The organism is Hymenobacter piscis (assembly GCF_018760735.1).
Classification (GTDB): Bacteria; Bacteroidota; Bacteroidia; order Cytophagales; family Hymenobacteraceae; genus Hymenobacter; species Hymenobacter piscis.
In genome coordinates this window covers 165528-188715 of the sequence record NZ_JAHHZN010000008.1, presented here as the reverse complement: position 1 = coordinate 188715, position 23188 = coordinate 165528, and the positions used below count along the sequence as shown (strand labels likewise).

The 23188-nt window shown below is 64.1% G+C and carries 19 protein-coding genes; 16 read left to right on the top strand and 3 right to left on the bottom strand.

The annotated features are described in order from the left end of the window. Nucleotides 1–155: 155 nt before the first annotated feature. The 11 genes from KLP40_RS11055 to KLP40_RS11010 all read left to right on the top strand — a co-directional run bounded on the left by KLP40_RS11055 (nt 156) and on the right by KLP40_RS11010 (nt 11907). Nucleotides 156–1139 carry an aspartate carbamoyltransferase catalytic subunit gene (locus KLP40_RS11055; RefSeq protein WP_215593840.1) on the top strand — a complete coding sequence of 328 codons (984 nt, stop codon included), beginning with the start codon at nt 156–158 and terminating at the stop codon, nt 1137–1139. Between the two features lie 78 nt (nt 1140–1217). Next, nucleotides 1218–2516 carry a dihydroorotase gene (locus KLP40_RS11050; protein WP_215593839.1) on the top strand — a complete coding sequence of 433 codons (1299 nt, stop codon included), beginning with the start codon at nt 1218–1220 and terminating at the stop codon, nt 2514–2516. 98 nt (nt 2517–2614) lie between these two features. Next, nucleotides 2615–3016, top strand: coding sequence for an Imm50 family immunity protein (locus KLP40_RS21645; protein WP_394370027.1), 402 nt, complete (start codon nt 2615–2617; stop codon nt 3014–3016). A gap of 61 nt (nt 3017–3077) precedes the next feature. After that, on the top strand, nt 3078–3596 hold the full coding sequence (gene purE, locus KLP40_RS11045; protein WP_215593838.1) for a 5-(carboxyamino)imidazole ribonucleotide mutase: 519 nt from the start codon (nt 3078–3080) through the stop codon (nt 3594–3596). 2 nt (nt 3597–3598) lie between these two features. After that, the gene (locus KLP40_RS11040; RefSeq protein ID WP_215593837.1) at nt 3599–4849 is read left to right on the top strand and encodes a 5-(carboxyamino)imidazole ribonucleotide synthase; all 1251 of its coding nucleotides are present in this window, start codon (nt 3599–3601) and stop codon (nt 4847–4849) included. 184 nt (nt 4850–5033) lie between these two features. Then, complete coding sequence (carA, locus tag KLP40_RS11035; RefSeq protein ID WP_215593836.1) at nt 5034–6113, top strand: glutamine-hydrolyzing carbamoyl-phosphate synthase small subunit; 1080 nt, start codon at nt 5034–5036, stop codon at nt 6111–6113. Between the two features lie 71 nt (nt 6114–6184). Further along, complete coding sequence (locus KLP40_RS11030; protein ID WP_215593835.1) at nt 6185–6553, top strand: hypothetical protein; 369 nt, start codon at nt 6185–6187, stop codon at nt 6551–6553. 91 nt (nt 6554–6644) lie between these two features. Next, entirely contained in the window at nt 6645–9878 is a 3234-nt protein-coding gene (carB, locus tag KLP40_RS11025) for a carbamoyl-phosphate synthase (glutamine-hydrolyzing) large subunit (protein ID WP_215593834.1), read from the top strand. A gap of 234 nt (nt 9879–10112) precedes the next feature. Next, a complete protein-coding gene (locus KLP40_RS11020) occupies nt 10113–10403 on the top strand; it encodes a GIY-YIG nuclease family protein (protein WP_215593833.1) in 291 nt (96 codons plus the stop codon). A gap of 79 nt (nt 10404–10482) precedes the next feature. Continuing rightward, nucleotides 10483–10851, top strand: a complete 369-nt coding sequence (locus KLP40_RS11015) for a hypothetical protein (protein ID WP_215593832.1) — start codon at nt 10483–10485, stop codon at nt 10849–10851. Nucleotides 10852–10962: 111 nt separating this feature from the next. Next, nucleotides 10963–11907 (top strand): N-acetylornithine carbamoyltransferase, encoded by a 945-nt coding sequence (locus KLP40_RS11010; RefSeq protein WP_215593831.1) that lies wholly within the window; start codon nt 10963–10965, stop codon nt 11905–11907. Between the two features lie 189 nt (nt 11908–12096). Here KLP40_RS11010 and dinB read toward each other — a convergent pair whose 3' ends face one another. Next, nucleotides 12097–13179 carry a DNA polymerase IV gene (gene dinB, locus KLP40_RS11005; RefSeq protein WP_215593830.1) on the bottom strand — a complete coding sequence of 361 codons (1083 nt, stop codon included), beginning with the start codon at nt 13177–13179 and terminating at the stop codon, nt 12097–12099. 122 nt (nt 13180–13301) lie between these two features. Here dinB and KLP40_RS11000 point away from each other — a divergent pair, with 122 nt between their 5' ends. Next, a complete protein-coding gene (locus tag KLP40_RS11000; RefSeq protein WP_215593829.1) occupies nt 13302–13547 on the top strand; it encodes a hypothetical protein in 246 nt (81 codons plus the stop codon). Nucleotides 13548–13595: 48 nt separating this feature from the next. Here KLP40_RS11000 and KLP40_RS10995 read toward each other — a convergent pair whose 3' ends face one another. Further along, the gene (locus KLP40_RS10995; protein WP_215593828.1) at nt 13596–14210 is read right to left on the bottom strand and encodes a hypothetical protein; all 615 of its coding nucleotides are present in this window, start codon (nt 14208–14210) and stop codon (nt 13596–13598) included. A gap of 311 nt (nt 14211–14521) precedes the next feature. On the opposite strand from KLP40_RS10995, the gene KLP40_RS10990 reads away from it, so the two are divergent. Then, complete coding sequence (locus tag KLP40_RS10990; protein ID WP_215593827.1) at nt 14522–16966, top strand: S9 family peptidase; 2445 nt, start codon at nt 14522–14524, stop codon at nt 16964–16966. Between the two features lie 162 nt (nt 16967–17128). Here KLP40_RS10990 and KLP40_RS10985 read toward each other — a convergent pair whose 3' ends face one another. Continuing rightward, the gene (locus KLP40_RS10985) at nt 17129–17578 is read right to left on the bottom strand and encodes a GNAT family N-acetyltransferase (RefSeq protein ID WP_215593826.1); all 450 of its coding nucleotides are present in this window, start codon (nt 17576–17578) and stop codon (nt 17129–17131) included. Between the two features lie 196 nt (nt 17579–17774). On the opposite strand from KLP40_RS10985, the gene KLP40_RS10980 reads away from it, so the two are divergent. The 3 genes from KLP40_RS10980 to KLP40_RS10970 all read left to right on the top strand — a co-directional run bounded on the left by KLP40_RS10980 (nt 17775) and on the right by KLP40_RS10970 (nt 22968). Continuing rightward, on the top strand, nt 17775–19700 hold the full coding sequence (locus tag KLP40_RS10980) for a tetratricopeptide repeat-containing sensor histidine kinase (protein WP_215593825.1): 1926 nt from the start codon (nt 17775–17777) through the stop codon (nt 19698–19700). Between the two features lie 59 nt (nt 19701–19759). Continuing rightward, a complete protein-coding gene (locus tag KLP40_RS10975) occupies nt 19760–20467 on the top strand; it encodes a phosphodiester glycosidase family protein (protein ID WP_246558774.1) in 708 nt (235 codons plus the stop codon). 299 nt (nt 20468–20766) lie between these two features. Then, nucleotides 20767–22968 carry a TonB-dependent receptor gene (locus KLP40_RS10970; RefSeq protein ID WP_215593823.1) on the top strand — a complete coding sequence of 734 codons (2202 nt, stop codon included), beginning with the start codon at nt 20767–20769 and terminating at the stop codon, nt 22966–22968. The last annotated feature ends 220 nt before the right edge of the window (nt 22969–23188 follow it).

Below are 23188 nucleotides of genomic sequence, written 5' to 3'. Positions count from 1 at the left end.
CTTCGATACCATTGGTTTTCCTGATTTTCCTTCTGTCGCTTTCGTTGTTTTTTCTGGGTATTGCCCCGCCACCGTTTCGGATTCCGAAACGGTTTTTTTATGCCCATTGAGTTCGTCGGCTTTCCTCTAGCAGTTCACTTTTTCTTCCTACCCGTATGGCCCGTAAAGATTTGCTCGACATCGCCTCCCTGCAGCGTGAGGAAATTGAGCTTTTGCTCGACCAGTCCACTGCCTTCAAGCAGCTGCTCATCAGCTCCGGGAAAAAGGTGCCCGTCTTGGAAGGTAAGTCGGTGCTGATGCTGTTCTACGAACCCAGCACCCGCACGCACTCTTCCTTCGAGGTGGCTGCCAAGCGCCTCTCGGCCGAAGTCACCAACTTCAACGTGGCCCATTCCTCCATCACCAAGGGTGAATCGGTGCGCGAGACGATTGAGACGCTCCAGGCGATGCGCACCGATTACATCGTGGTGCGGCACAGCCGGTCGGGCCTGCCAGGCATGATTGCGCGGCTCACCAAGGCGTCGGTTATCAACGCCGGCGACGGGGCACACGAGCACCCCACGCAGGCGTTGCTGGATGCCTTTACGATCAAGGAGAAATTTGCTGACCCCCGGGGCAAGCGGGTGCTCATCATCGGCGACATTCTGCACTCGCGGGTGGCGCGCTCCACCAGCACGCTGCTGCAGAAGCTGGGCGTGGAAGTGGCCTACCTCGGGCCGGGCTCCCTGGTGCCCAGGTTCGGCCCGGCCTCCATTCGCCGCTTCACCAACTACGACGAGGCCATGGCCTGGGGCCCCGATTTCGTGTACCTGCTGCGGGTGCAGATGGAGCGCCAGGACGTGCAGTTTTTCCCGACTCTGCGCGAGTACCACCGCATCTACGGCATCACCAACACCCGCCTGGAGGACATCCGCCAGCGGGGCCTCTACATCATGCACCCCGGCCCCGTCAACCGGGGCGTGGAGCTCTGCGACGCCGTGATGGACTATGAGCGCAGCCTCATCAACAACCAGGCAGAAAACGGCATTGCCGTGCGCATGGCCGTGCTCGACTGGCTCACGCCCGGTGGCGACCTGCCTAAGCCCGAGCCGGCGTACGCCACCCGGTCCGGGGCTGCCCCGGCGCTGGTAATGCCCTGAGCGCCGCCCGCTTTTTTCATCTCCTGCCAACCGCATTTCTATTCCCCCATCTTGCCCGCTAACAGCCCTTATCTTCCCATGATTCTGCTCCAAAACACCCGCATTGCTTCCGAAAACTCCCCCGTGCTTGTTGAGGGTGATGTGCTGATTGTCGACGGAATTATCCAGCAAATCGGTCCTGGTCTGGCTGTGCCGGAGGGTGCCCGCGTCATCGACGCCCGCGGCCGCATTCTGATGCCGGCCATGTTTGATGCCCACGTCCATTTCCGCGCCCCGGGCTTCGAGAACAAGGAAACCATCACCACGGGCAGCGAGGCGGCCATCAACGGCGGCGTGACCGGCGTGGTGATGATGCCCAACACCCGCCCGGCCATCGACTCGGCGGCGGTGGTGTCCACGGTGCTGGAAAGCGCCAAGCGCAAGTCCCGGATTCCGGTGTACACCTCCGGCTGCGTCACCAAGGACCGCGAAGGCAAGGAGCTGGCTGAAATCGACGGCATGCGCCTGCTTGGGGTGACGATGCTCACCGACGACGGCGACACCACCGGCGACCCGGCCGTGCTGCTGCGGGCCATGCAGTATGCCACCGAGTTCGGGATGTTCTTCGCCAGCCACTGCGAAGTGCCGGAGCTGGCCGGGCCGCGCGCCCTCAACGAAGGCGTGATGAGCTACCGGCTGGGCATCAAAGGCTCGCCGGCCTGCGCCGAGGAAATCATCATCGACCGCGACATCCGGCTGGCCCGGGCGGCAGGGGCGCACGTGCACATCCAGCACGTGTCCAGCAAAATGGGCATGGAAACCATTAAGTGGTGGAAGTCGCGCGGCGATGTGAAGGTGACGGCCGAGGTGGCCCCGCACCATTTGCTGTTCACCGAGGAGCACATCGGCGACTACGACACCAACTACAAGATGAACCCGCCGCTGCGCACTCAGGCCGACTGCGACGCGCTGCTGGAAGGGCTCAAGGAAGGTGTATTCGACCTCATTGCCACCGACCACGCCCCGCACACGCCCTTCGAGAAAGCCCAGGACTTCATCAGTGCCCCCAACGGCATCACCGGCCTGGAAACGGCGCTGGTGTCGCTCTACCACTTCTTCGTGCGGCCCGAGAAATTCGGGTGGGATTTGGTAGTGAAGCGCTACTCCGCCGAGCCCCGCCGCCTGATGGGCCTGCCGGTGCCCACCATCGAAGTCGGCCAGCCGGCCGAGTGCCTGCTGTTCGACACCGAAGCCGAAACCACCTTCACCAAGGAGTTCATGAAGTCCAAATCCCAGAACACGCCCTTCATCAACCAGACGCTGCAAGGCCGGGTGGATGTAGTGATTCTGGGTTCGGAAATCCTGCTGGAGCGGGAAGCCACGGTGGCCATCGGCTAGCTAATCGCAATAAAGAACGTCATGCTGAGCGCAGCCGAAGCATCTCTACCGCTTCGTGTGCACGGCAGCAAAGTCTGAACCTAATAGGCACTGTCTTGATGTGGATTGAGCACGTTTTGAACCCCAAGACCATAACGAGTATCTACCCAACTGAACCTCCGTCCTTGGAGCAGATACAGCTGGCTGAGGTAGCCATTGTTTGCGGCGGTGACCTACAGTGTAAGCTTCATTTCAATTTGAAGGATTTTCCTGCTGACGCCCCGATCAAATGGGTACAGCGGAATTGTAACACAGTTCAACTGAGCCTGAACCTGATTCAAACCGAACTGATTCAGTGCACTATTCCTGGCGGAAGCGGCATTGGAGACCTAAGTATCATGCACGACGGGAAACGCTTTCAGGTAACATTCACTACCCAGCCGCAAGTAGTCGTTTTTCAAGCAACGGCTACTTGGATACATGTAGACAACATATCGGGCTACCAAAAAGAACTTCGTTGACCGCTCCACGAAGCAGTAGAGATGCTTCGACTTCGCTCAGCATGACGACTAAATAACTTCAATGAATACACCTTCCTCCGATACTCCCGCCGCCGACCAGCCCCTGGTGGGTGTGGTGATGGGCTCCAGCAGCGACTGGGAAACCATGAAGCACGCCGTGCAGATCCTCACGCAGTTTGGCGTAGCCCACGAGGCCCGCGTGGTATCAGCCCACCGCATGCCCGACGACCTGTTTGCCTACGCCGAGCAGGCCGGGCCGCGGGGCCTGCAGGCCATCATTGCCGGAGCGGGCGGCGCGGCCCACCTGCCAGGCATGCTGGCCGCCAAAACTACCGTGCCCGTGCTGGGCGTGCCCGTGGCCAGCCGCCACCTGCAGGGCGTCGATTCGCTGCACAGCATCGTGCAGATGCCGAAGGGAATTCCCGTTGCCACGTTTGCCATCGGCGAGGCCGGGGCCGCCAACGCGGCGCTGTTTGCCGTGAGCCAGCTGGCCCTGCACGATGCCCGCCTGGCTGCCCAACTCCACACCTTCCGGGCCGAGCAGACCGCAGCCGCCCGGGCCATGAAGCTGCCAGTATGAGTATGAGCGAGGCTCCTGATATGACCACCATGACCCCCGTTTTCCCCGGCAGCACCGACGCCGCCGGCCGGCCGGCCACGCTGGGCGTGCTGGGCGGCGGCCAGCTGGGCCGTATGCTGGTACACGCGGCTCAGCGCCTGGGCTACCGCACCGCCGTGCTGGAACCCGACCCGCAAAGCCCGGCCGGGCTGGTGAGCCACCACCACATCCAGACCAACTACGACGACCCGACCGGGCTGGTGCAGTTGGCTGACCTGTGCCAGGCTATCACCACCGAGTTTGAAAACGTGCCCGCCGCGGTGCTGCACACCCTGGCCCAGGCCCGTCCCGTGGCCCCGGCCGCGGCTGCGGTAGCCATTGCCCAGGACCGCATCGAGGAAAAAGCCCACTTCGCGGCCTGCGCCGCCGTGTCGGGGGTGACGTGCGCGCCTTACGCCGTACTAGAGACGCAAGCCCAGTTGCAGGCCGTGCAAAACGAGCGGCCCGACCTGCTGCCCGGCATCCTGAAAACGGCGCGCCTGGGCTACGACGGCAAGGGCCAGATCCGGGTGAAAACCGCGGCGGAGCTGACGGCCGCTTGGGCAGAGCTGGGCGGCGTGGCCTGCGTGCTGGAAAAGATGCTGCCACTCACGGCCGAGTGCTCGGTGCTGGTGGCGCGCGGCTGGGACGGGCAGGTGGTGAGCTTCGCGCCCCAGCGCAACGTGCACGTGGCCGGTATTCTGGCCGTGACGCACGCCTACGAAGGGGCTTTGCCACCGGCATTAGCCGATCAGGCCCGCGCCGCCGCTGTGGCTATTGCCGGGCACATCGGCTACGTGGGGGTGCTGTGCGTGGAGTTTTTTGTGGTGGCCGATGGCAGTGAGCAAGGCCAGCTAATCGTCAACGAAATGGCCCCGCGCCCCCACAACAGCGGCCACTACACCCTGGATGCCTGCGACGCCTCGCAGTTCGACCTGCAGGTGCACACGATGGCGGGCTTGCCCTTGCTGCCGCCCCGCCAGCACTCCCCGGCCATCATGCTCAACCTGCTCGGCGACGTGTGGCTGGATACCCAGGGCCAGCCGCAGGAGCCCGACTGGACCGCCGTGCTGGCGTTGCCGGGCGCGCACCTGCACCTCTACGGCAAGCAGCAGGCCCGCGCCGGCCGCAAAATGGGCCACCTCACTATCACCGGCTCGGCCGTGGCAGGCGTCCGAACGGTGGCGCGCCAGGCGGCGGCGCTGCTGGGCCTGCCGGGCCAGGACGACATCTAGAGGCCGTGTAGGCGGGTCGCCTAACCTCTTGGCACCCTCTCCGGAAAGGAGAGGGCTAATGTTTAAAAAGTAGTTTCTAACTAACCCTTTTACACCTCATCACCAGTCACAGATTCTAGCCTACAAACTAGAAACTAGTTCCCCCTCTCTGCAGGAGAGGGGGCTAGGGGGTGAGGCCAATCGTATGAATCAAACAGTAAAACTTGTTCTCGAAGACGGTACCGAAATCGAGGGCCAGTCGTTCGGCGCCTTCACCTCCGCCGCGGGCGAAGTGGTATTCAGCACGGCCATGACCGGCTACCCCGAAAACCTCACCGATCCGTCCTTCGCCGGCCAGATTCTGGTGCTCACCTACCCCATGGTGGGCAACTACGGCGTGCCCGGTGAGGAGCTGTACGAGTCGATTTCCAAGATTTTCGAGTCCGACAAGATTCACATTGCCGGGCTGGTGGTCAACTACTACTCCGAGGAGCACAGCCACTGGAACGCTGCCAAGAGCCTGGGCGACTGGCTGGCGGAATACAACATCCCCGGCATCTTCGGCGTCGATACCCGCATGCTCACCAAGAAGCTGCGCGAGAAGGGCGCCATGCTCGGCAAGATTGTGGCCGAGCAGGACGTGCCCCTGCACGACCCCAACCTGGAAAACCTGGTGGCCCAGGTGAGCCCCCAGGGCGTGCAGCACTACGGCACAGGCCAGCACAAAATCGTGCTGGTAGACTGCGGCACCAAAACCAATATCATCCGCTGCTTCCTGGAGCGCGACGTGGAGCTGATTCGGGTGCCCTGGGACTACGATTTCACGACCCTGGATTACGACGGCCTGTTTCTGAGCAACGGCCCCGGCGACCCGAAAATGTGCGAGGCTACCATCCAGAACCTCCAGAAAGCCCTGCAACAGGACAAGCCCATCTTCGGCATCTGCCTGGGCTCCCAGCTCATGGGCCTCGCCGCCGGCGGCGACACGTTCAAGCTGAAATACGGCCACCGCAGCCACAACCAGCCCGTAAAGCTCACCGGCACCCAGCGCTGCTACATCACCAGCCAAAACCACGGCTTCGCGGTGGATACCGCCACCCTGCCCGCCGAATGGGACATGCTGTTCGAGAACCTCAACGACGGTACCTGCGAAGGCATCAAGCACGCGTCCAAGCCGTTCTTCTCTACCCAGTTCCACCCCGAAGCCGCCGGCGGCCCCCAGGATACGGAGTTTCTGTTTGATGACTTTTTGAAAGCGGTAGCGGCCTACAAAGCCGGCCGGTAACGGTCGGGCGTGGTGGTTTCGGTTGACTTGCTTTCTGTACTGCGTTTTGTTTTTGCTGTTCCGTTAAGCGCATGAAAGAGAAAAACTCCGGCATTCCTTCCTGGGCATACCTGCTGATGGGACTGGTGGCATTCGGACTATACTACGGCAGCAAGCAGCTGACGGGGGAGGACGTCATGCGGCTGGCACTGGGTAAGAAGGCAGGAGCGGTGCTTTCGGCCGCCGACTGGGGGCCGGTTTCGCCCCGCATCCTGAACCACACCGGCAAAATCGTCTCCCGTAAACTCAAGGCCGGGAAGCCAGGTCCCCAGCAGGATTCCCTCACGTTCCACCTCGTGCTGAAAGGTGAAAAAGCCACCGCCACCATTCGAACCAGCATGCAGCGCCAGCCCTCGGGTACCTGGGACGTCACCAAGAGCGACACGGTGTACTCCCGCTAAATCTGTTGCGCCCCGGTTGCGGCCGGTTTCGCGCCATTGCCTTTGAACACGGCTGCTCCCGCGCAGTCTGTTACCCAACCCTCACGACCTAATGAACAAACCCAACAAAGTCCTCATCCTTGGTTCCGGCGCCCTCAAAATTGGCGAGGCCGGGGAGTTCGATTATTCCGGCTCGCAGGCCCTCAAGGCGCTGAAGGAGGAAGGCATCCGCACCATCCTCATCAACCCCAACATTGCCACCGTGCAGACGTCGGACGACATTGCCGACGACGTGTACTTCCTGCCCGTGACGCCCTACTTCGTGGAGGAGGTCATCAAGAAGGAGCAGCCCGACGGCATTCTGGTGGCTTTCGGCGGCCAGACGGCCCTGAACTGCGCCGTGGCCCTGTACCGCGGCGGCGTGTTTGAGAAGTACAACGTGCGCGTGCTCGGCACGCCCGTGCAAAGCATCATCGACACCGAGGACCGCGACATCTTCAAGGAAAAGCTCGACCAGATCGGCGTGCTCACGGCCCGCAGCGAAGCCGTAACCACGATGGAAGGCGCCCTGGCCGCGGCCGAGCGCATTGGCTTCCCCATCATCGTGCGCGCCGCCTTTGCCCTGGGCGGTTTGGGCAGCGGTTTCGCCAACAACATGGATGAGCTGCGCACCCTGGCCCAGAAGGCCTTCTCGACGTCCGACCAAATTCTGGTGGAAGAGTCCTTGAAGGGCTGGAAAGAAGTGGAGTACGAGGTGGTGCGGGATGCGTTTGACAACTGCATCACCGTCTGCAACATGGAAAACTTCGACCCCATCGGCATCCATACCGGGGAGAGTATCGTGGTGGCCCCGTCGCAGACGCTCAGCAACCGCGAGTACCACAAGCTGCGCAGCATCGGCATCCAGACCATCCGCCACCTGGGCATCGTGGGCGAGTGCAACATTCAGTACGCCCTCGACCCGCACTCGGAGGAATACCGCGTGATTGAGGTGAATGCGCGCCTCTCGCGCTCCTCGGCCTTGGCGTCCAAGGCCACGGGCTACCCGCTGGCCTTCGTGGCCGCCAAGCTGAGCTTGGGCTACTCTTTGGCCGAGCTCAAGAACAGCGTCACGCAGACCACTTCGGCCTTCTTCGAGCCCTCGCTCGACTACCTGGTGGTGAAGCTGCCGCGCTGGGATTTGGGTAAGTTTTCGGGCGTGCAGCGCGAGATTGGCTCGGCCATGAAGAGTGTGGGCGAGGTGATGGCCATCGGCAAAACCTTCGAGGAAGCCGTGCAGAAGGGCCTGCGCATGCTCGACACCGGCCGGCGCGGCTTCGTGGCCAACAAGCCCGAGCCCATCGACCTGACCAAGCTCGACACGCTGCTGAGCGAGCCCAACGAGGAGCGCATCTTCGCCATCAACGAGGCCTTCCAGGCTGGCTACGACGTGGAGCGCGTGTACGAGCTCACGCGCATCGACCGGTGGTTTTTGCAGCGCCTCTACGGCATCTACCAACTGGGCCAGCAGCTGGCCGAAAAGCGCCGGCAGGGCGGCCTCGACGCCCTGGAAACCGACCTGCTGCGCCAGGCCAAGAAAATGGGCTTTTCGGACCAGCAGCTGGCCGTGCAGCTTCTCGGTTCGGCCGAGGTGAAGGCCAACGAAATGCTGGTGCGCGCCCGCCGCAAGGCCCTGGGCGTGGTGCCCGTGGTGAAGCAAATCGACACGCTGGCGGCCGAATTCCCGGCCCAGACCAACTACCTCTACCTCACCTACCACGGCACCGAAAACGACCTGGAACCAGAAACCGATAAATCGGTGGTGGTGCTGGGCTCGGGCGTGTACCGCATCGGCTCGTCGGTGGAGTTTGACTGGTGCGGGGTAAACGCGGCCCAGACGGTGAACGAGGAAGGCTACAAGTCCATCATCATCAACTACAACCCCGAAACCGTGAGCACCGACTATGACGTGTCGGACCGCCTCTACTTCGAGGAATTGAGCTACGAGCGGGTGATGGATATTCTGGACTTCGAGACGCCCCAGGGCGTGATTCTGAGCACCGGCGGCCAGATTCCCAACAACATTGCCACCCGCCTCGAAGCGGCCGGCGCGCCCATCCTGGGCACCGCCGCCGCCCGCATCGACGAGGCCGAAAACCGCCACAAGTTCAGCAGCATCCTGGACGAGCTGGGCATTGCCCAACCGCGCTGGAGCGAGCTGACCACCATGGAGGCCATTTACGGCTTCGTGAAGGAAGTGGGCTTCCCGGTGCTGATCCGGCCGAGCTACGTGCTGTCGGGCGCGGCCATGAACGTGGTGTCCAACGTGCCGGAGCTGGAGGAGTACCTGAAGCTGGCCGTGGACGTGAGTGCCGAGTACCCGGTGGTGGTGTCGCAGTTCATCCAGGATGCCAAGGAAATCGAGCTGGACGCGGTGGCCGACCAGGGCGAAATCGTGAGCTACGCCATTTCCGAGCACGTGGAGTTTGCCGGCGTACACTCCGGCGACGCCACCATGTACTACCCGCCCCAGCGCGTGTACGTGGGCACGGTGCGCAAGCTCAAGGTCATTGCCGAGAAGATTGCCCGGCGCTTCCAGATCAGCGGGCCGTTCAACATCCAGTTCCTGGAGAAAAACCGCGAAATCCGCGTGATTGAGTGCAACCTGCGCGCCTCGCGCTCTTTCCCGTTCGTGAGCAAGGTTTCGGGCCACAACCTGATCAAGAAGGCCACCAAGGTGCTGCTGGGCCAGCACGTGGAGCGCGACGCGAGCGAGCTGGTGTACGATCTGCCCTTCGTGGGCGTGAAGGCCTCGCAGTTCTCCTTCACCCGCCTGCAGGGCGCCGACCCGGTGCTGCGCGTGGACATGACCAGTACCGGCGAAGTAGGCTGCCTGGGCGACACGGCCGAGGAAGCCCTGCTCAAGTCGCTGCTGAGCGTGGGCTACCGCATTCCGGAGAAAACGGTGCTGATTTCCAGCGGCCCGCTGACGTCCAAAGTGGCCCTGCTGGAATCGGCGCAGGTGCTGGTGCAGAAGGGCTACACGCTCTACGCCACCCACGGCACGCACAGCTTCTACGCCGAAAACGGGGTGCCCAGCACCCTGGTCTACTGGCCCGATGAGCTACAGGAGCCCAACGCCCTGACCTACCTGCGCGAGCGAAAAATCGACCTGGTCATCAACATCCCCAAGAACACGACCAAGGGCGAGCTGGACAACGACTATAAAATCCGCCGCACGGCCGTGGACTTCAACATCCCGCTCATCACCAACGCCCGCCTGGCCAAAGCCTTCATTCACGCCTTCACCACCCTGAAGCTCGAGGATCTGAGCATCAAGAGCTGGAAGGAATTTAAGGCCATGTAAGCTGGTCGGCTGAATAAACAGAAAGGGACGTCATGCTGAGCCTGTCGAAGCATCTCTACCGCTTCGTTGCCCAGCATCAGCACTGACCGAATAAAGCCAGAACGTCATGCTGAGCGAAGCCACAGTATCTCTCCTGATAGTAACTCCTCTCGTGAGGACGCCCCCTGGAGGGATACTTCGGCTTCGCTCAGCATGACGTTCTAATTTTTCGGCGGTTCTGCGTAATGTAGCCGCATGTATGTCTACATTCTGACCAACCCGACCCAAACCGTGCTCTACATCGGCGTCACCAACGACCTGGCCCGCCGCCTATACGAGCACAGTCAGGTCCGCGGCGACGCGGGCAAGTTCACCGGCCGCTATCAAGCGGATTTGCTGGTGTACTTCGAGCAGTGCCCGGATGCCACGCAGGCCATTGCACGGGAAAAGCAGCTGAAAGGCTGGACGCGGCAGAAGAAAGACGCACTGATTGCGGCTTTTAATCCGACGTGGCAGGCTATTGATTTGCAGACGTGGGCAGGATAAGTTCAACGAAGCGGTAGAGATGCTTCGGCAAGCTCAGCATGACGTTCTTGTATTTGTAAGTCTTGTTCCAACCGTGGCTATGTCTCACTATCTCGCAGCATCGGAGTTAACAGCACGTCTACATCTAGGAAAAGAGGTAGAGCAGTGGCTTTCCCACGAGCAGGAGGCGGAATATACCTTCATAAGGTGGATGGTCCTCAGCAAGAATAAAAACCAGTTTATCGTCACCTACTTTGAATCGTTCGATGAAGGGGACGAAGACTTTCATGACGTACATGAGTTTTCTGTGCTCGACCCGGAGGATGCTCCTTATGGCGTCACTCATGAGTTTGACTCAGTGGAGGAAGCCCTTGCTTTTGCTGTTGAAGCCTATGGAGCTGCTATAGATAAGTTTGTCACAGGTGGGATGATACAAAACGAGTACGCTAAGCATCTAGGCCAGCACTAAGCACCATATTAAATCAACGAAGCGGTAGAGATGCTTCGACAAGCTCAGCATGACGACCAAACGACAGACCGCCCCTTTCGTCTGCCGTTCTGAAACCCCGTAGAAAATCCCATGAAAAACTTCACGTCCTTCGCCGATGCGGGCGACCATAACGCCCTGTTGCAGCAAGCCCTGGAAATCAAGGCCAACCCCTTCGGCTACCAGCACGTCGGGCGCAACAAAACTGTCGGGCTGATTTTCTTCAACCCCAGCCTGCGCACCCGGCTCAGCTCGGTGAAGGCGGCCTACAACCTGGGCGCGCAAGCCTGGGTGCTCAACGCCGGCGCCGACTCCTGGACCCTGGAAATGAACGACGGCGCGGTGATGAACGGCTCGACCCAGGAGCACATCAAAGACGCCATTGCCGTGATGAGCCAGTACTGCGACGTGCTGGGCGTGCGCACCTTCCCCACGCTCAAGGACCGCGAGGCCGACTACAGTGAGGAAGTATTCAACAAAATCATGCAGTACGCCACCGTGCCCGTCATCAGCCTGGAAAGCGCCACCCGCCACCCGCTGCAAAGCTTCGCCGACCTGATTACGGTGGCCGAAACCAAGCAGAAGGAGCGCGTGAAAGTGGTGCTCACCTGGGCCCCGCACGTGCGCGCGTTGCCCCAGTGCGTGCCCAACTCGTTCTGCGACTGGTTCACCGATATCGACTGGGTGGACTTCGTCATTACTCACCCCGAAGGCTACGAGCTGGACCCCATCTTCACCCGCGGCGCCCGCATCGAGTACGACCAGCAGAAGGCCCTCGAGGGCGCCGACTACGTGCAGGCCAAGAACTGGAGCAGCTACTACGACTACGGCCAGGTGCTGAGCACCGACCGTTCCTGGATGCTCACGCCCGAACACATGGCCCTCACCGACAACGCCCGGTTCCTGCACTGCCTGCCCGTGCGCCGCAACGTGGAAGTCTCTGACGCCGTGCTCGACTCGCCCAATTCCCTCATCATTCAGGAAGCCGGCAACCGCACTTTCTCCATGCAAACCGTCCTGCACGAGTTGCTGAAGTAGAGTTGCTGGTTGTCAGTTGTTGGTTGTCAGAAAGAACGGTCATCCTGAGCGAAGCGAAGGACCTTGTCACGCTGGAACGACCATCGCACAAACGAATCGTTTTAATGTGAGAAGATCCTTCGCTCCGCTCAGGATGACCGTTCTTTCTGACAACTGACAACTGACAACTGACAACTGACAACCAACAACTCACAACGCCAGGCCCAGCTGCTGGCCGACCAGGTCTTCCTGGCTTTCAAGGTTGGAGAGGGTGAGGCCGAGCAGGCGCACGCCCCGGGGAAGCGGCAGCTGAGCCCGGAGCAGTTCCTGGGCGAGGCGCTCGGCCTGGTCGCGGTGGGGCAGGGGGGCGAAAAGGGTGCGGCTGCGGGTGATTTGCTGGAAGTCGGCGTACTTGATTTTGAGCGTGAGCGTGCGGCCGCGCAGGCCCAGGCGCTGGGCCTGCTCCCAGGTGGCAGTGAGGCAGGGCAGCAGGCGGGCCCAAAGGTCGTCGTAGCTGGTCAGGTCGTGCTCGAAGGTGGTTTCCGAGCCGATGGACTTGCGCACCCGGTCGGGCCGCACGGGCCGCGGGTCCTGGGCCCGGGCGATAAGGTAGTAGTAGCCGCCGGCCTTGCCGAAGTGCTGGCGCAGAAACGTTTCCGACTGCTGCCGTAAATCGAGGCCCGAGAAGATGCCGAGCTGGTTGAGCCGGGCCGCGGTGGCCGGCCCGATGCCGTGAAACTCGCCCACCCGCAGCTTCTCCACGAAGGCCAGCCCCTGCTCGGGCCGGATCACGAACTGGCCGTTGGGTTTGCGGTAATCGGAGGCCAGCTTGGCCAGAAACTTATTGTAGCTGATGCCGGCCGAGGCCGTGAGCTGGGTCTGGCGCAGAATCTCGGCCCGGATGTGGCGGGCTACCTCGCTGGCCAGGGGCAGCCCCTTGAGGTTTTCGGTCACGTCGAGGTAGGCCTCATCCAGGGAAAGCGGCTCGATAAGCGGCGTGTACTCGGCGAAGATGGCCCGGATCTGCCGCGAAACTTCCTTGTACACCTCGAAGCGGGGCTTCACGAACACCAGCTCCGGGCACTTGCGCAGGGCCGTGGCGGCGGGCATGGCCGAGCGCACCCCGAACCGGCGGGCCTCGTAGCTGGCCGCCGCCACCACGCCCCGGGCCCGGGCTCCGCCCACGGCCACGGGCCGCCCGCGCAGCTCCGGCTGGTCGCGCTGCTCCACGGAGGCGTAGAACGCGTCCATGTCGAGGTGAATGATTTTGCGGGTTTCGGCGGTGGGTTCCACCCCCAAATTTCGGTAAGCCCGGCCGGAAAACCAGCGGCGGCTTCCGGCGGCCCGGCCGGGGCCAGCTGGAAGCGGGGCGGCGGACGTCTGCCGGGCCGGCCGTATCTTGGGGCGCCGCCGCCATGAAATACGCCGACTTCAAACAGCTGCACATGTACCGCCAGACGGAGTACCTGCGCCGGCACGGCCGCCTGCTGGCCGAGCGGCGCCAGGACAGCTTCCGCCTGCGCCTGTTTGCGGTGGCCGACTTCTACGCCGAGGAATGGTGCGAGTACGACTCGGAGCATATCCTGTTCCTTCACCTCTTCCAGCACTCCGGCGGCCTGCGCGACTACCTCGACGCCATCCGCCTGCCGAAGGGGCTGTAAACGGCCCGTAAAGGCGGCCCGTCCGGACTTTTTCTTCGCTCTGCCTTCTTAGTTTTTTTCCGCCGGCCGTTCTACGTCCACAATTTCTTCCTTGGCCAGCATGATGTTCAGGTCGTAGCGGGTGAGCTCGAGCGGGTCGGAGCCGAAGTTCTCGGGGCGGTTGAGCTCGTTGACCTTGGTCTGGTTGTCGATTTCGTAGTTGTTGGCCAGCAGCTTCACGGCGTTGCCGGTCACGTCCTGAACCTTCCAGAGCGAATAGTGGCCGTTGGCGGTGCGCACGTGGTAGAGGTCGCCCTTGTGGGGCAGGGTGATAAACGACTGGTTGGCCCGCGCATCGTTGCTGTGAGCTACCAGCCCCCATCCCAGTCCGACCAGGGCTACCAGCAGGCCTGCAAAATGCCACCACGGGGCGCGGCTGCGCTGCTTGAGCTGCCGGAATGCCTGCTTCAGCGAGGCATCCATTTCCTTGGGTCGCACAACGAACTGGCAGTGGGCGCACTCTGCTGCCCCCGTTTTGCCAATGGGCAGCAGCGGAAACCAGTACACGTGCGCGTAGCGCCCGAATACGCTCGTGCGCAGTCCATCGGAGGTGGCGCAGGCCGGGCAGGTGCCCGCCACGGGCTCGGTAAGCAGGTGCGAAGCGCGGTAACCGTAAATAAGCATATCAGTCGGAAAATAGGGCCCGGTGCCCGCATTCACAAACGTCCCGGCCTCAGCGCAGGCTGCCGGAAGAATCAGCCGGTCAATATTCGGGGTTTTTACCCGAAAAGCCGCGCAGTATTCTCGTGGCTTCCTGTTCGGGTGCTCCCTGTTCGGGTACTTCCTGACTACCAGGCCTGCCGGCGGCGGCGGCGCGGCCCCGGCGTGCTTGGCCAGGGCTGGTGGCGGAGGGCGAGTACCCATCTGAAATGCCCGGCTTGGTTTCCGGACATTTTGGGCAAACTTTAGCTCGTCGCAATTAAAAGCAAGTCGTTATGAAAAAACTCCTGATGGGGCTGCTGCTGCTCAGCACCTATGCCGTGGCCCAGGATGCCGCTACGTACCAGACGCCGCCCCAGGCCCTGGCCGACCTCGTAACCGTGCCGCCCACCCCGGGCGTGAGCGTCGACTCCAAGGGCCAGTACCTGGTGATTCTGGAGCGGGCCGCCAACCCCACCATTGCCGAGCTTTCGCAGCCCGAGCTGCGGCTGGCGGGCCTGCGCCTCAATCCCGCCACCACCGGCCCCAGCCGGGCCCAGTACCTGACCGGGCTGAAGCTCAAAAAAATACCGTCCGGGGCCGAAGTGCCGGTAACGGGCCTGCCCGCCGACGCCCGCCTGAGCTACGTGCAATGGTCGCCCGACGAAACCCGGATTGCCTTCACTCACACCACCGATAGCCAGATCGAGCTCTACGTGGCCGACGTGGCCACCGCCGCGGCCCGGCGGGTGGGCAGCGTGGCCCTGAACGCCGTGCTGGGCACGCCCTATGCCTGGCTTTCCGATGGGCAGGGTTTTATCGTGCGGGCCGTACCGGCCGGGCGCGGGCCCGCGCCGGCAGTGAGCCGGGTGCCGGCCGGCCCCACGGTACAGGAAAACCTCGGCCGCTCGGGCCAGGCCCCCACCTACCAGGACCTGCTCAAAAACCCCTCCGACGAGGCGCAGTTCCAGTATTACGCCACGGCCCAGGTTATGCGCCTGGGGCTTGATGGCCAGACCCGGCCCATCGGCCAGCCGGGTATCATGGCCGAGGCCCAGCCCTCACCCGATGGCCGCTACGTGCTCACCCAGACCCTGCACGCCCCGTTCTCCTACCTCGTGCCGGTGTACCGCTTCCCCACGCGCACGGAGGTGTTTACCCTCGATGGCACCCGGGTGAAACTACTGGCCGACACGCCCGCCCAGGAAAACGTGCCCTACAGCCCCGATGGCGCCCCCACCGGCCCACGCGACTACGACTGGCGCAACGACGCGCCGGCCACCGTCTACTACACCGAAGCCCAGGACGGGGGCAACCCCAGGCAGCCGGCCGCCATCCGCGACAAAGTATTCGCCCTCGAAGCGCCCTTTACGGGCAGACCCAAGCAGATTTACGCTGCCCAATACCGCTTCCGCGGCTTTGAGTGGGGCGACGACAACGTGGCCCTGGCCACGGAAACGTGGTGGCAGTCGCGCAAGACGCTCACTAAACTTGTGAAGCCGCGCACCTGGCAGGCTAGTACCCTCTTCGACCGCTCCTTTGAAGACCGCTACTCCGACCCCGGCCGGCCCGATACCCGCCGCAACCAGTACGGCCGCGACGTACTCAACCTGCTGCCCCAGAACGAACTGCTGCTGCTCAATGGCACGGGCGCCTCGGCCGATGGCGACCGGCCCTTCGTGAGCCTGCTCAACCTCAAAACCGGCAAAAGCCAGGAGCTCTGGCGCTCCCAGGCCCCCGTCTTCGAGCGGCCCGTGGCCGTGCTTGATGCCCGGAACCGGGTGCTGCTCACCACCCAGGAGCAGCCCGCCGAAAACCCGAACTACTACGTACGCAACCTCGTGCGGCGCATCGCCCCGTTGCAGATCACCAATTTTCCCCACCCGTACCCTCAGCTTAAAGGCATCCAGAAGGAACAGCTGCGCTACAAGCGGGCCGACGGGGTGGAGCTGACGGCCATGCTCTACCTGCCCGCGGGCTATAAGAAGGAGGACGGCCCGCTGCCCACCTTCCTGTGGGCTTACCCGGCCGAGTTCAAGAGTGCCGCCGCCGCCGGCCAGGTCAACGGCTCGCCCTATCAGTTCAACCGCATCAGCTACTGGGGGGCGGCGGCCTTCGTGACCATGGGCTACGCCGTGCTCGATAACGCCAGCATCCCCATCGTGGGCGAGGGCGACAAGGAGCCCAACGACACCTACGTCACCCAGCTCGTGGCCAGCGCCCGGGCCGCCATTGAGGAGGGCGTGCGCCGGGGCGTGGTGGATGCCAACCGCGTGGCCGTGGGCGGCCACTCCTACGGGGCTTTCATGACGGCCAACCTGCTCACCCACAGCAACATGTTCCGGGCCGGGGTGGCCCGCAGCGGGGCCTATAACCGCACGCTCACGCCCTTTGGCTTCCAGAATGAGCAGCGTACCTACTGGCAGGCCCCCGACGTGTACAATACCATGTCGCCCTTCCAGAACGCCGACAAGATGAAGACCCCGCTGCTGCTCATCCACGGCGAGGCCGACAACAACACCGGCACCTTCCCCATGCAGTCGGAACGCTACTACACGGCCCTCAAGAGCTATGGCGCCAGCACCCGCCTGGTGCTGCTGCCCTACGAGAGCCACGGCTACACCGGCAGGGAATCACTGCTGCACATGCTCTGGGAGATGAACAGCTGGCTCGATAAATTCGTGAAGAACGCCCCCGCCCCGACCCCCGAAAAGGCCGCCGGCCCGACCGGCACGAAGTAGCCAGCACGTCGATAATCCAGTACATGGATAAAGTACAACGCCCCGCTCACGTAGTGAGCGGGGCGTTGTACTTTAATACTACGGCAACCGGCGCGGGAGCTACCCCGGCTGCCTAGCCGCACAAGGCCGGCCCATTTTTTCCTGGCGGCGGGGCAGCCGGCGTCAGGCCCGCACCATGTGGAGGTGCGGAATGCCGTCTTCGAGGTAGCCCGCACCCACCTGCCGGAAGCCGAAACTCTCGTAGAACGCCTGCAGGTAGCGCTGGGCCCCGATCTGGATGGGCTGGGAGCCGAACAGTTGCGCCAGGGCGGCCAACGACTCGCGCAGGAGCTCCCGGCCGTGGCCGCCGCGGCGGTGGCGCGGGCTCACCACCACCCGCCCGATGCTGGCCTCGGGGTAGCTGATGCCGGCCCCGAACAGGCGGCTGTAGGCGGCCAGTTCGCCCGCCGCCGTGTAGCCCAGCAGGTGCCAGGCGGCCTGGTCCTGGCCGTCGATATCCTGAAACGGGCAGGTTTGCTCCACCACGAAAACTTCGGAGCGCAGTTGCAGCAGGGCGTAGAGTTCGGCCGTAGTCAGGTCGGCGAAGGGTTTGAGGGTCCAGGTCAGGGGCATGGGGCAAAGGTAGCAGGGCGGAGCGGGTGGTCAAGGGCAGGGGGCTGCCCGGCCCGGCTGGTATTTATCTATTTTGTTGGATATTCGCGGTAAGCCTGACGGTGGCTGCGGGAGACATATTTCCGCCCCGCCCGCTCCGCCCGGCAAATCCGTGTTTTGTATGGCGTTCAGCGGCCGTTTTCTACTGTTCTGCGCGATGTGGCTGCTGAGCGTGACCGGCGTCGCTCAGCCCTCGGCCCACCGCTCCGCCATCGACAGCCTGCGCCAACTGGTGCTCCAGACCCCCGCCGACAGCAGCCGGGTGGAGCTGCTCTACCGCCTCAGCGACCAGTTCTGGGCTTCCAATACCGATTCGGCGGCCGCGTATGCCCACCGGTCTTTGGCCCTGGCCCGGCAGCTGGGTCACCGCCGGGGCGAGGGCGCGGCGCTCAACCGCCTGGGCGCGGCCCTGCGCGAGAGCAACCTGGCCGAGGCCCTGCGCCTGTTTCAGCAGTCCCTGCGCATTGGCCAGCAGCTGCGCGATACCAGTCTGCAGGCCCAGAACCTGCGCAGCATCGGCATCATCTACGTGTACCTGCGCGACCGGCAGGTGGGCCTCTCGTACTACTTCCGGGCCCTGGCTCTCGACCGCCTGCTGGGCGATGAGCGCCGCGAAGTGGTGGAAATCAGCAACATCGGGCTGGCCTACGACCTTTACGGGGAGGTCGATTCGGCAGCCTACTACCAGGAGCGGGCCTACGCCCTGGCCCGGCGCCTGCACTCCTCCACCAACTACATTCTCTACGGCCTGGGCAATGTAGCCCGCCAGCGCGGGCAAGTAGCCCAGGCCCGGGCCTATTACCGGCGCAGTCTGGCCGAGTCGGAGCGGCGGGGCCACCTGCGCAGCCTCAACTTCTCCTACCTGGGCCTGGCCGCCCTGCACCAGCAGCTCGGCCAGGCCGATTCGGTGATTTATTACGCCCGGCTGGGTGTGCAGGCCGCCCGGGCCAACGGCTTCCTGCGGGGCGTGCTCAATGGCAGCGTGCTGCTCACCCGGGAGTTCGACCGCTTGAACCGGCCCGACAGCGCCTTCCGCTACCAGAGCCTGCTGGTGGCCATGAAGGACACGCTCTTTGGCCAGGAAAAAGTGATGCGCCTGCAAAACGTGAACTACGAGGCCCGGCAGCGGGCCCAGCGGGCGGCGGCCGACGCGCGCGAGCTCACCAGCCGCTACCAGACCTACGGGCTGCTGGCCGGTCTGGGCGGCCTGTTGCTGCTCATCGGCCTGCTCGTGCGCCACGACCGGCAGCAGCAGCGCACCAACGCCGCCCTGCAGGCTTCCCTGGCCGAGCTCCGGGAAGCCCAGCTGATGCTGGTGCAGCGCGAGAAAATGGCTTTTCTGGGCGAAATGACGGCCGGCGTAGCCCACGAGCTGCAAAACCCGCTGGGCTTCGTGAAGCAGTTTGCGGCCGTGAGTGCCAACCTGGTGGATGAAATCAGCGGGGCCCAGCAGCTGGCCCGCAACGAGCGGCTGGAGCACGACATCTACGAGGGGCTAAAGGAAAATCTGCGCGAAATCAGCCAGCACGGGCAGCGGGCCACGGCCATCATCAAGGGCATGCTCGAACACGCCCGCACCGGCCAGTCGCCCCGCGCCGCCACCGACCTCAACGAACTAGCCCGCACCAACCTGCACCTGGCCTACGAGGGCGTACGCCACCAGTTTCCGGACTTTACGGCCACCCTCACGCCGGCCCTGGCGTCCGGGCTGCCTGCGTTGCCCGTAGTGGCCGCCGACCTGGGCCGGGTGCTGCTTAACCTCTGCACCAACGCCCTGTACGCCGTGCGCCAGCGCCAGCGCACGGCCCCCGCCGGCTACGTGCCCAGTGTGGAAATCGGGAGCCGGCCGCTCCCCGCGGGCGGGGTCGAGCTCTGGGTGCAGGACAACGGCACGGGCATTCCGGCGGCCGTGCAGGCGCGCATCTTCGAGCCCTTCTTCACCACCAAGCCCGCTGGCGAGGGTACTGGTCTGGGTTTGTCTTTATCGCACGATGTGGTGGTAAACGGACACGGCGGCACCCTGCGGGTGGAGTCGGAGGAAGGCGTGGGCACCCGGTTCGTGCTCACGCTGCCGGCGGGGTAGGGGGTGCGGATGGCGAATGAAACAAGATGAGGAGCCGCCGATACGCACTGCTGGTCGTTTTGAGTGGGCTGCTGCTACTCTGGCAACACCGGGCCGCGCCCGCCGCGGCGGGTACTTCTGACGACGACGACCGGTTTCTGGCATTTGAGGTAGACCCGCGCCGCCAGCACCTGCAACTCTACTACCAGGACGAGGCCGGCACGCGGCTGGGCAGCCTGGGCCGGCTGCGCGACTGGTTGGCCCGGCGCGGCCGCCGGCTGGTGTTTGCCTGCAACGGCGGCATGTACCGCCCCGACCACCGACCCGTGGGTTTGTTTGTGGAAAACGGCCGGACGCGCACGCCCCTGGATACCGGCCGGGGCGCGGGCAACTTCTACCTGCCGCCCAACGGCGTGTTCTACCTCACAGCTGCCCGCCGCGCCGGCATCTGCGCCACGGCTGCGTTTGATGGGGTGGGGTCGGTGCAGTTTGCCACCCAGTCGGGGCCGCTGCTGCTGGTGCACGGCCGCTTGAACCCGGCATTTCGGGCTGGTTCGGCCAATGTGCAGGTGCGCAACGGCGTGGGGCTGCTGCCCGATGGGCGGGTGCTGCTGGTGATGTCGCGCCGGAAGGTCAGTTTCTACGATTTCGCCCGCTACTTCCAGCGCTGCGGCTGCCGGGAGGCGCTGTATCTGGATGGGTTCGTGTCGCGCACCTACTGGCCGGCCGGCGGCAGCTTCCAAACCGATGGCGACTTCGGCGTGATGGTAGGCGTGACGCAGGAGTGAGTTGGTTGTCAGTTACTCGTTGTCAGTTGTCAGTAAAAAGGAGCGTCATTCCGAGTGCAGCCGAGGAATCTCGCGTGCTGACACTGGGACGGTAACCAGACGACAGAAGTAGTGTGGCAACCTCAGCACGCGAGATTCCTCGGCTCCGGCTTCGCCTTCGCTCGGAATGCCGTTCTTTCTTTAACAACCAACAACCAACTCAACCGACGCTTCATCCCGGAAATCCGACGGTTCGGTAAGGGCGAGTTTCAGCGGCTCCGGCGGCGACCCACTTTTGGGCAACCTTCCCCGCTACCGCTATGAAACGCCTGCTGTTCCTGCTCCTGTTGCTGCTGCCCGTGCTGACTGCCCGGGCCCAATCTGCCACCCTGCGCGGTACCGTGCGCGATGCGGCCGGCCAGCCCCTGCCGGGCGTGAACGTGTTTCTGCGCGGCACCTTCGATGGCACCAGCACCGATTCGGTGGGCGGGTTCCGGTTTGAAACCGGGGCCGCCCCCGGCTCCTACGTGCTGCAGGCGAGCCTGCTGGGCTTCATTACCAGTGAGCAGCCCCTGACGCTGCCCGCGCCGGCCGCGCCGCTGAGTTTCGTGCTCCGCAGCTCGCCCCACGCCCTGGGCTCGGTGGTGATTACGGCCGGGGCTTTCGAGGCCAGCGACGAGCACCGCAGCGCCGCCCTCACCACCCGCGACATCCAGACCACCGCCGGGGCCCTGGCCGACGTGGCGGCCGCCTTCAACACCCTGCCCGGCACCACCCGGGTGGGCGAGGACGGCATGCTGTTCGTGCGGGGCGGGGCGGCCGCGGAAACCAAAGTCTACCTCGACGGGCTGCCCGTGCAGAACCCCTACAACGCCACGGTGGCGGCCGTGCCGGCCCGGGGGCGATTTTCGCCCACCCTGTTCAAGGGCACCGTGTTCAGTACCGGCGGCTACTCGGCCCTCTACGGGCAGGCGCTGTCGGGCGTGCTGCTGCTCCACTCCACCGACCTGGCCCCCGAAACGCAAACCGGCCTGTCGGCCACCTCGGTGTTCCTGGGGGCCTCGCGCACCAAGCGCTGGGAGCGGACTTCGCTGGCTCTCACGGCCGACTACACCAACCTGGCGCCCTACGCCGCCCTGCTGCCCCAGAATGTGCGCTGGGACCAGGCCCCGCGCGGCCTCGCCACCTCGGTGGCGTTGCAGCACCGCACCGGGGCCGCCGGCATGCTGAAAGTGTACGGCACCTGGAACGGGCAGCAGCTGCAAATCGGGCAGCCCAGCCCCGAGCCGGCCGGCACCCAGACGGTGGGTTTGCGCAGCGGCAATGCCTACCTCAACACTACCTTCCGCAGTCCCCTGCGCCGGGGCTGGAGTCTGCAAAGCGGCCTGGCCCTAAGCCGCGACGACCAGCGCCTGCGTCCCGATTCCGTGCGCCTGCGCACCCTGGAGCAGGCCCTCACGGCCCGGGTGGTGCTCATCAACGATTCGGCCGCAGCCCGCTTCAATGTGAAGGTGGGAGCCGAGGGGCTGGTGCAGCAGGTCAGCCAGACGGTGCAGCCCCACGCTGCGCAGGCCCTGACTTACCGGCCGGAGTTCCGGGAGAAGCGGCTGGCCGGCTTCGTGGAAAGTGACTTTCAGCTCTTCAACCGGCTGGCCGGCCGGGTGGGGGCACGCGCCGAGTACTCGGGCCTGCTGGGCCGCTGGAACGCCGCCCCGCGCCTCGCCCTGGCCTACCAGACCACCGACAACAGTTCCGTTTCGGGAGCCTACGGCCACTTCTACCAGACGCCTGATAACAACCTGCTGCTGGTGGCCGCGCCCCAGCTGCGCTTCGAGCAGGCCCGCCACGCGGTGCTCACCTACCAGTACACCCGCGCCGGCCAGCTGCTGCAGGTGGAAGCCTACCACAAAACCTACCGGCAGCTCACCCGCTTCGATGGCCTCAACCCCCGCAACCCGCGGGCCTTCGACAACGGTGGCGCCGGGTACGCCCGGGGCGTGGACGTGCTCTGGCGCGACCGGAAAACGGTGAAATACCTGGAGTACTACCTCAGCTACGGCTTCCTCGACACCCGCCGTCAGTACCGCCAGGACCCCGTAGCGGCCGTGCCCACCTTCGCCGCCCGCCACAACGTGTCGCTCGTGACCAAGTACTGGGTGCCGGCCCTGCACACCCAGTTCGGGGCCACGGCCAGCTACGGCAGCCCCCGCCGCTACCACGACCTCAACCACCCTGAGGCCGGCTATAACCAGGGCCGCCTGCCCAGCTACCAGGACCTGAGCCTGAACGCCAGCTACCTCACCCGCCTGTTCGGGCAGTTCACCGTGGTGCACGCCGCTGTAACCAACGTGCTGGCCCGCCCCAACGTGTTCGGTTACCGCTACGCCACCCAGCCCGCCGCCGCCACCGGCCAGCTCAACCGCGTGGCCATCGGCCCCACGGCCCCGCGCATGGTGTTTCTGGGCGTGTTCGTCTCCATCAACAAGCAGAACCCCGCCAGCGTGAACGAGCGGCCGGAATGAGGTGAAATGGTGAGGTGGTGAAATGGGGAGTTTGACGTGCTGGCGGCGCTGATGGCGCGAAGTAGACTTTGGTAATTGTCGGCTAGCCGTCTATAAAAACCCGCCGTGCTACTGGCGCCGACAGGCATCTGGCACGTCAAACTCACCATTTCACCATCTCACCACCTCACCACCTCACCACCTCACCATTTTACCTCCCCTGACGCTTCATCCCCTTTAT

Excerpts from the sequence above, each read along its gene's own strand:
- KLP40_RS11050 (WP_215593839.1), top strand. The coding sequence starts at position 1,218 with ATGATTCTGCTCCAAAACACCCGCATTGCTTCCGAAAACTCCCCCGTG.
- KLP40_RS11020 (WP_215593833.1), top strand. The coding sequence starts at position 10,113 with ATGTATGTCTACATTCTGACCAACCCGACCCAAACCGTGCTCTACATC.
- KLP40_RS10995 (WP_215593828.1), bottom strand. The coding sequence starts at position 14,210 with ATGCTTATTTACGGTTACCGCGCTTCGCACCTGCTTACCGAGCCCGTG.
- KLP40_RS11015 (WP_215593832.1), top strand. The coding sequence starts at position 10,483 with ATGTCTCACTATCTCGCAGCATCGGAGTTAACAGCACGTCTACATCTA.
- KLP40_RS11055 (WP_215593840.1), top strand. The coding sequence starts at position 156 with ATGGCCCGTAAAGATTTGCTCGACATCGCCTCCCTGCAGCGTGAGGAA.
- KLP40_RS10990 (WP_215593827.1), top strand. The coding sequence starts at position 14,522 with ATGAAAAAACTCCTGATGGGGCTGCTGCTGCTCAGCACCTATGCCGTG.
- KLP40_RS10970 (WP_215593823.1), top strand. The coding sequence starts at position 20,767 with ATGAAACGCCTGCTGTTCCTGCTCCTGTTGCTGCTGCCCGTGCTGACT.
- carA (WP_215593836.1), top strand. The coding sequence starts at position 5,034 with ATGAATCAAACAGTAAAACTTGTTCTCGAAGACGGTACCGAAATCGAG.
- carB (WP_215593834.1), top strand. The coding sequence starts at position 6,645 with ATGAACAAACCCAACAAAGTCCTCATCCTTGGTTCCGGCGCCCTCAAA.
- KLP40_RS11040 (WP_215593837.1), top strand. The coding sequence starts at position 3,599 with ATGAGCGAGGCTCCTGATATGACCACCATGACCCCCGTTTTCCCCGGC.
- KLP40_RS10985 (WP_215593826.1), bottom strand. The coding sequence starts at position 17,578 with ATGCCCCTGACCTGGACCCTCAAACCCTTCGCCGACCTGACTACGGCC.
- KLP40_RS11000 (WP_215593829.1), top strand. The coding sequence starts at position 13,302 with ATGAAATACGCCGACTTCAAACAGCTGCACATGTACCGCCAGACGGAG.
- KLP40_RS11030 (WP_215593835.1), top strand. The coding sequence starts at position 6,185 with ATGAAAGAGAAAAACTCCGGCATTCCTTCCTGGGCATACCTGCTGATG.
- KLP40_RS11010 (WP_215593831.1), top strand. The coding sequence starts at position 10,963 with ATGAAAAACTTCACGTCCTTCGCCGATGCGGGCGACCATAACGCCCTG.
- purE (WP_215593838.1), top strand. The coding sequence starts at position 3,078 with ATGAATACACCTTCCTCCGATACTCCCGCCGCCGACCAGCCCCTGGTG.
- KLP40_RS21645 (WP_394370027.1), top strand. The coding sequence starts at position 2,615 with ATGTGGATTGAGCACGTTTTGAACCCCAAGACCATAACGAGTATCTAC.
- KLP40_RS10980 (WP_215593825.1), top strand. The coding sequence starts at position 17,775 with ATGTGGCTGCTGAGCGTGACCGGCGTCGCTCAGCCCTCGGCCCACCGC.